Source organism: Mesorhizobium sp. CNPSo 4684, assembly GCF_057784315.1.
On the sequence record NZ_JBWLUX010000090.1, the window covers coordinates 1 to 1,064 of the forward strand.

The window sequence follows — 1,064 nt, forward strand, 5'->3', positions numbered from 1 at the left end:
CTAATTCCACCTGAATTGGCGATCTCGCTCAGCTGCCGCTCAATGGCAAGACCGTGTAGATTGTCCAGGGTCCTCGGCCTCTTCGCTGGCCCCAACCCAGCTGTGTCACGCTCATCGTTGATGAGGACCTCCCCGCTTGGCAGGAGGTTGCTGCTGGCAAATGCACCCATCGGCTTGTCGGGGAACTGCTGGCGGTCGTGGCCCCAGTTCAAGTGACGAACGGACTCTCGGGGATCCGATGACTGGTCATGGCGCGCGGCTGGCTCGAGAGATAACGACGGACCGGGTTTGTCCATCATCTCCCAAAGCAAATCCTGATCGTAGCTTTCTACGGGAGGCAGCTCCGCTGGCCACCTGTCCGCTTCCTGCATCGGCTCCATCCGGACCGCGTTTTCGGCAGCAGGAACGAGGGGAATATGGCGCTCTAGTCCCATCGCTTTAGCGCCTGCCTGCGATTTTCGCAGATTAGCCAGTGCGGCACCGATATTCCCACTGCCGCCGACGTCTCTCCTATAGCGCTCGACATCGCCGCCCAACGACGTGCCCGAAAGCCGACCAGCAATTCCTGGCTTGTTGCTCTTACGCAGGTAGTCACTGAATTTGCGAAGAATAGTTGCATACACCCTGCGGGTCGATCCCGCGTCGTTTCTGTACTCTTTGATGAGAGCCACGTCCTGGGGGTGAGGATTTAGATCAGTCCGGCTTGTGATCGGCACGAATCCGCCCGTCGACTGGAAGGTCCGGAGATAGTTTATTGCCGAGAGGAGTCGTTTATTATGACCCTTTTCGATGGCCTCGCGGGCATCATCGGTCAGCGACTGGTCGTCGAGCCGAGCAGCAATCGGATCTCTTTTATTTGCGAAGAGCCGGCGGCTGAAGCTGCGAAGAGAGTATACATAGCCGTTGGCGGTGTGGTTGGCGGCATTGCCGTGGCGGAGGCCCTTCTCAAGCACCGAAATAAGGCGAGCATCCTCGGAATAGAGAGGCTCCTTGCTGTGCCCTATCAAAACCCCAGCTGACTGGACCGGCTGCAACGTCGAGGCCGCCGGCATTGCTCTGCCGCC

1 pseudogene is annotated in these 1,064 nt (G+C 58.8%); it reads right to left on the reverse strand.

Annotated features, from left to right (window positions below):
- A pseudogene (locus AC04SG_RS32800) lies at positions 1-1,034 on the reverse strand (hypothetical protein); the annotation flags it as partial.
- Between the last annotated feature and the right edge of the window lie 30 nt (positions 1,035-1,064).